This is a genomic window from Phytobacter sp. V91, from assembly GCF_965644225.1.
GTDB lineage: Bacteria > Pseudomonadota > Gammaproteobacteria > Enterobacterales > Enterobacteriaceae > CBFFRJ01.
This window is the reverse complement of the sequence record NZ_CBFFRJ010000201.1, coordinates 1-5,696: the sequence shown is the minus strand read 5'-3', so window position 1 is coordinate 5,696 and position 5,696 is coordinate 1. Positions and strand designations below refer to the sequence as shown.

The 5,696-nt window shown below is 42.7% G+C and carries 6 protein-coding genes; 1 reads left to right on the top strand and 5 read right to left on the bottom strand.

The genetic code is table 11. The features are described 5' to 3' along the window. A partial coding sequence (locus ACSZO4_RS24330) for a type IV toxin-antitoxin system AbiEi family antitoxin domain-containing protein (protein ID WP_437891659.1) occupies nucleotides 1-881 on the bottom strand: 881 nt, incomplete at its 3' end. A gap of 475 nt (nucleotides 882-1,356) precedes the next feature. Between ACSZO4_RS24330 and ACSZO4_RS24325 the strand changes: the two genes are divergently transcribed. Continuing rightward, nucleotides 1,357-1,656 carry a type II toxin-antitoxin system HicB family antitoxin gene (locus ACSZO4_RS24325; RefSeq protein ID WP_437891658.1) on the top strand — a complete coding sequence of 100 codons (300 nt, stop codon included), beginning with the start codon at nucleotides 1,357-1,359 and terminating at the stop codon, nucleotides 1,654-1,656. Between the two features lie 994 nt (nucleotides 1,657-2,650). On the opposite strand, the gene ACSZO4_RS24320 is transcribed toward ACSZO4_RS24325, so the two are convergent. The 4 genes from ACSZO4_RS24320 to ACSZO4_RS24305 all read right to left on the bottom strand — a co-directional run bounded on the left by ACSZO4_RS24320 (nucleotide 2,651) and on the right by ACSZO4_RS24305 (nucleotide 5,560). After that, nucleotides 2,651-3,082, bottom strand: coding sequence for an excisionase family DNA-binding protein (locus ACSZO4_RS24320; RefSeq protein ID WP_437891657.1), 432 nt, complete (start codon nucleotides 3,080-3,082; stop codon nucleotides 2,651-2,653). Next, nucleotides 3,082-3,273: a Rop family plasmid primer RNA-binding protein gene (locus ACSZO4_RS24315; protein ID WP_048234308.1), complete on the bottom strand. Its 192-nt coding sequence runs from the start codon at nucleotides 3,271-3,273 to the stop codon at nucleotides 3,082-3,084. Before ACSZO4_RS24315 ends, ACSZO4_RS24320 begins: the two co-directional genes overlap by 1 nt. Before the next feature lie 770 nt (nucleotides 3,274-4,043). Next, entirely contained in the window at nucleotides 4,044-4,712 is a 669-nt protein-coding gene (locus ACSZO4_RS24310; protein WP_437891656.1) for a PP2C family serine/threonine-protein phosphatase, read from the bottom strand. Next, nucleotides 4,694-5,560: a nucleotidyl transferase AbiEii/AbiGii toxin family protein gene (locus tag ACSZO4_RS24305; RefSeq protein WP_437891655.1), complete on the bottom strand. Its 867-nt coding sequence runs from the start codon at nucleotides 5,558-5,560 to the stop codon at nucleotides 4,694-4,696. Before ACSZO4_RS24305 ends, ACSZO4_RS24310 begins: the two co-directional genes overlap by 19 nt. Nucleotides 5,561-5,696: the final 136 nt, after the last annotated feature.

The following is a 5,696-nucleotide window of genomic DNA, read 5'->3' as shown; positions in this document are numbered from 1 at the left end:
AATGGACTTTTTGGAGATAAAACTTTCGAACTGCCCCTGTATTTACTAGACTCTTGCTTCCATTCATCTATTTTTTTGTTATCAATTCCTATGATTTTATCAAAAATAAATCCAATTCTTGCCTTGTCAATGTGACGACCAAACCTATCAACTTCCTTTATAATCAGAGGAGCATACTTTTTACCGTGTTCAATAAATGACTCTAATACATGTTCCTCACCACCACAGTAATCAGGCCGCCTAGTCATATCCATAAAAGTCTTACCTATAGAGGACACTCTAACTTGAGAGTTACGCGACTTCATTGGCTCAACATAGTTAGTTTCTTGTGTAACAACTATTTTCACCCCATTAATTTCAGTGCTTCTTGGAAATCTAGGCATGAATTGTTTTGCTTCATCTATATCTGGATGTTCTTTTTTAAAATCCAGATAGTATTTATTCTTCCACTGCTCAGAACGGCATGTTGTAAAATGGATTATCTTGGGTATTTTATCTGTGATGTTGTGCCAATCCATAGCTGATAAATAGGATAAGTATCCGTATGGATACGTGGAGCAAACTATATCGTTTTCCGGAGCCCCGTCATTACCTTTAACAAAAAAAACCTCATAAAAGCCACCAATCAAATGCGGGTAAGCATGATAGTTCTCGTTATCTTCAACTCTGGATAAAACTCCGGATCTTAATAGCTTTGATATGTTATTTTCAAACTCATTAGCTCCTGCTTTACTCTTCCTGATTTGATATATCTTCTCACCATTATATTCTTTTTTTAAATAAAAGATGTAAATCTGCAAAGAGATATCTTCTTTGGTTATAACTGGTTTCTTATATTCGTTCAACAGCCAAGATGTTAGCGCTTCTTCGATAAGATACATTTTCAACCTTTTCGGTTTAGTCTCTAATAGAATATACGTCCTAAGGACGTATATTCTATTAGAGATAGTTTGTCAAGTAAAAGACATTGCCAAACAATCACTTGGCTTTCTTTCTTTTATAATTTCCTATAAAATAAATCCTAAGGATTTATTTTATAGGAAGATTAACAAAAGTCAAGAAAAATTCACTCATGTAGCATTTACCATAACGCCTCATTACGCGCACCGCTCAGACGGCCTCAGCGCGTTTTGAGCATGAAGCCGATGAAAATCACAGCTTACCCGGCGAAAAGCCCGCAAAACGGCGCAGATGAATTCTGAGAGGGTGAATCGTTATGCATGCCGATGAGTGGAGCCGCACTCCGGACGGAAAAGGACGATTAAAGGGCATTTTTCGCGGTAAACTGCCGGATAATGCACTGGCACAGCCTGTCTTTTTGTATAAAGCCGTCAGGCGGGTAAACGGAGAAAAAACATGACCATCACGCGGCGCTTCTCGGTCGGGATCGAATCCCCCAGAACTACAAAAACCGCTTGGGGGATTTACGTCCCTGCGCTCGACGGCACAGGCTATGGCTGCGTGTCGGCGGCAGACACACAGGAAGGTATCGAAGCCGCTGCACGCGAGGCCATCCTTGCCATGACCACGTATATGCAGGCAGCCGGGGAAGATCTGCGAACACTCCGTGATGCAGGTACGGCAGAATACCGGGGCCATCCGGATTACCTGTACTGTGACCGGTGGCTGATGATCGACGCTGAATTACCGGAGTGAAGCGGTGAACGGGTTTCAAAGGGGAACCCTTTGGCACGCGACTGTATACAGTCGGTAACGTGCCTCATGGAGAATGGCGGCCTTGCACTGAATTGCTCTAAATTTCTTTAAATTGCACTAAATTGCATTAGTTCTCGTCGATGCACGCATGGATTGCATTAAGTTGCACTGTGTTGCATTACCGCTGACGAAACAGACAGCTATCAGGACCGTCTGCATTCTTACTTCTTCGAGCATTATTTCTTGCGGAGATACGGCGCGTTAGTCCCTGGTACTTTCACATAAAAAGGAACATAGGCCGTTTTAGGGCGGCTTGGATTCTTCGGCAATTCAGATGCTGGTGTTAATTCCAGATCCGAAAACTCTCTCTTACACTCCGCGCCCAGAAATCTCAGGTCATCAATAAGGGTCGCAAACCATTCTTTCACCGTTTTATCTCCAAACTAGTAAGCCATTCAGATAACAGTCTGACACAGACTGGCGAAAGAAAGCGGTGAACGGGCACGCAATTTATTGCAGGTCCGTGAGGCGCTGGCAGGGTGTCGGGGCGCAGCCATGACAGGTCTTTTATCCATTACACCGCGCAGGGAGAGAAGCTGATATCGCGTCACATACACAGAAAAAGGGTATACCAGGCTCAATCCCTTATCCTGTGCAGCATTGCAGCCCTCAGAGCAGTGTTTCGGGTATACCATGTCAGTCAACACTTGGTATACCGCCTACAGGCCTTACCACGACTGGCTTTAACGGCATAAAAACAGATGCAGGTATACCATTTCATACATGAGGGGGTATACCCCCGGAAGCCTTGCCAGCAAAGGATTCCGGCTGAGCAGTGTATGCTGCGTGGGGTGTGACACGATTTTTTGGCCTTTATCAGCCATCAGAAATCAAACATGCGGGGAAAGCAGTCCGATGGGAAAGTATAAACCTCCATATCCGGTAATAGTCTGGCTGCTGGCCGAACGCTATGACCGGAATGCGTGGTAATGACTCAATGGGCTTTCCAGAATTGCCACCAGGACTTAGCAGGAACACTCTGCCGGTCAGGTGCGCTCTGTTTATGCTCCAGAAGTTGCATGGCCTGACGAAGTGAACTGATATGCTCATCCCGTGCATTCACCGCATCTTTAAGCCCGGCATTCTCCGCCTGTAAAAGCGATACCTGATGCTGTAAAGACTGTAAAAAATCACTGTTAACCGACGTAGGTGTGTCGTCAAATTTTACAGTGTCACTTTTACCAACGCTTACAACCCCAGTGGCACCAAAAACACGCATAAGCTCAGCCGTATCAATGGATTTTACAGATTTGCCATGCTTTACAACTGAGGTGTAACTTAGTTCGCCGGACTTAAGTAGCTTGTAAATGGTCGGGCGACTGACACTGACAAGACGTGCCGCTTCGCTAATGGATACGCGGGCCATTACAAATCCTCTTGAAAATCATCCAGTCGAATAGCCAGAGTGCGAAAGAGCTGTTCCGCATCCTCATGTAGTTTTTCGCACAGATCGGCCTCAGTATCGAGATCCAGTTCGTTGAGCTTCTCCAGCAAAAGCAGGGATTGCGCCTGAATGAATTTAGCCATGTTTAATGCCGTTCTCTGTTGCTTTGTCATCACAGCGTCAGTGCTCCAAGTCATCTCCGGTTCTTTTCCGCTTCCTCGACCGTTCGCTCGCTACGCTCGGTCACTTGTCTGCGGCGAGCGGACGGATCTTTCTAAGTGATAAAGAAGGTTGGCAGTAAGCGTAACCAAAAGACAGGACAGGAACGATAAGGCCACGCCCAACAGGGCGTTTTCCATAGGCTTCGCCCTCCTGACGAGTTTCACAGAAATCAGTCGATCTCCGGTACTCAAATCAGAAGTGGCGAAACCCGACAGGACTTAAAGATACCAGGAGTTTCCCCCTGATGGCTCCCTCGTGCGCTCTCCTGTTCCCACCGTAAGGTTTACCCGTTGCATTCCGCCGTTCCTGACTACGTGGTGGCGTTTTCTCATTCCTACCCGCGCAACTGGGTTCCTTTTAGGTGGTTCGCTCCAAGCTGGACTATATGCACGAACTCCCCGTTTAGTCCGACTACCACGTCAATTCCGGTAACTACTCACTTGAATCCAACCCGGAAAGACACGAAAAATCGCCACTGGCGGTAGCCATTGGTAGCTGATTAGAGGAGTTGAGTCTTGAAGTTATGCGCCAGTTAAGGCTAAACTGAAAGAACAAGTTTTGGTGACTGCGCTCCTCCAAGCCAGTTACCTTGGTTCTTCGAGCCGCAAACTCTTCGAACCGAAGAAAATAACCGCCCCGCAAAGGCGGTTTTTTTCTTTTACAGACAAGAGACTATCTATCTGATACGAAGATCTCAATAACTTATTCAAAAAACACAAAATCAAGAAGGGAATCTAACGTAGCAAACCGTGTGATTCTCTGCATTTCCAGAGATGCTTTTGGTAAATTTAACTAAGTTAGCCTCTGGGTTATCGTTCATAAGGTCGACAACAGTATCCTCATCAAAATGCTCCCAAAAGCCATCGGTGCATAACATAATCTCTTTGTTTTCATCATTTAAATCAAAAATTGAATGATTCAATGCAATCTCATCAGAACAGAAATCTATAAATGATGTTAAATAGTTCCTGTCTGGGCAATAACAAACAAGGTGTGGTATTTTTTTATTATCCACCCCACTTTCTTTTAAAGTTCTCCAGGCAACTGAGTTATCTTCTGTTAGAAGAACCCCCATTTTATTATACACCCGACAATCCCCTGCACTATAGACATGGAGCTGCGTTTCATTTTTAAAAATAAAACACACAGCAGCTTTAACAGGAATTGACTTGCAATGTTTAATGATATCTTCATTAATATCACCAAAAAACGTACACTTATTTAGTGTATCAGAGAGCAATTCCACACTGTTTTTAGAGCAGGAATACCCATCCATAATAACTACACCGAACATATCACCCTGGCAATTTATCTTAGATAAGATATCTAAATTTTCCTCTCGATTACCAGCATCACTAAAATTAAACACTATCATTTGAATATACCCCATGGGAGACCTTCATAGAAACAGGCAACGTTTTCATAAGCATCTTCAAATGGAGGTAATGATTTTACGGTTGAGGATAAATCCCCATATCGTTGACTAGAGCGCTCGATAATCTCCGCGTCTCTTATACCTTTAACATTCAAAAGATCATCTAATTGCTTCCCTTCACTCTTTTTTAAAAGTGACTCAAGTATTTTATATTTATCCTGCCGAGAAAAATCATATTTACCTAAAAGATAATTGATATCATAAATATCTTGTTCACGATTTCTCTCTCTAACTTTTTGTTGTAAAACAGAACGATATTTCTCAGCCATCAAATCGGTTAAACTGTAGGTTTTTACGTTATCATCGTTATCACCACCATCTAATGACAAGAAGTCAAAATCATACGTTTTCTCGTTAAAACTAAAATCGATACTTATCACAGAAGGTGATTGATTGGATTCAAGCCTTTTCATTGCAGAAATATTGGAACGGTCGCAAAATGCTATGTTTATCTGTACTGTTGGAAATGTCCCTTGTGCATTAGGTTGGATTTTATGAGATTGCACCTTACATTTTATACCATATCCCAACTCGGCCTCAGCAACATCCATTGAGTCATTAAATGTATTGAAAAAGTCATCTAAATCGATTTCGGAAAGCTTTTTTTCAGTAGAAAAATCAATATCTTTTGTGTACCTGTCACTACCATGCTTAACACCAAGAAGGGTTCCTCCCTTCATAACCATCATTTCATTCAAACTCTCCTCTATGGAAATAGATTTCAGTATTATATGCACAGCCTGCCGCATCAACCTGTACTTCCCACCAGACTCTTCGATCCAATTATTAATTTCTTCTTCCATAAGACTTCACCATATCAACATTAATAGAAATAAACCATTCATCATCATAAAATGGAGAGAATGGACTTTTTGGAGATAAAACTTTCGAACTGCCCCTGTATTTACTAGACTCTTGCTTCCATTCATCTATTTTTTT

Bases quoted from the DNA above. Each gene is read 5' to 3' on its own strand.
- ACSZO4_RS24325 (WP_437891658.1), top strand. From the start codon at position 1,357: ATGACCATCACGCGGCGCTTCTCGGTCGGGATCGAATCCCCCAGAACT.
- ACSZO4_RS24320 (WP_437891657.1), bottom strand. From the start codon at position 3,082: ATGGCCCGCGTATCCATTAGCGAAGCGGCACGTCTTGTCAGTGTCAGT.
- ACSZO4_RS24315 (WP_048234308.1), bottom strand. From the start codon at position 3,273: ATGACAAAGCAACAGAGAACGGCATTAAACATGGCTAAATTCATTCAG.
- ACSZO4_RS24310 (WP_437891656.1), bottom strand. From the start codon at position 4,712: ATGGGGTATATTCAAATGATAGTGTTTAATTTTAGTGATGCTGGTAAT.
- ACSZO4_RS24305 (WP_437891655.1), bottom strand. From the start codon at position 5,560: ATGGAAGAAGAAATTAATAATTGGATCGAAGAGTCTGGTGGGAAGTAC.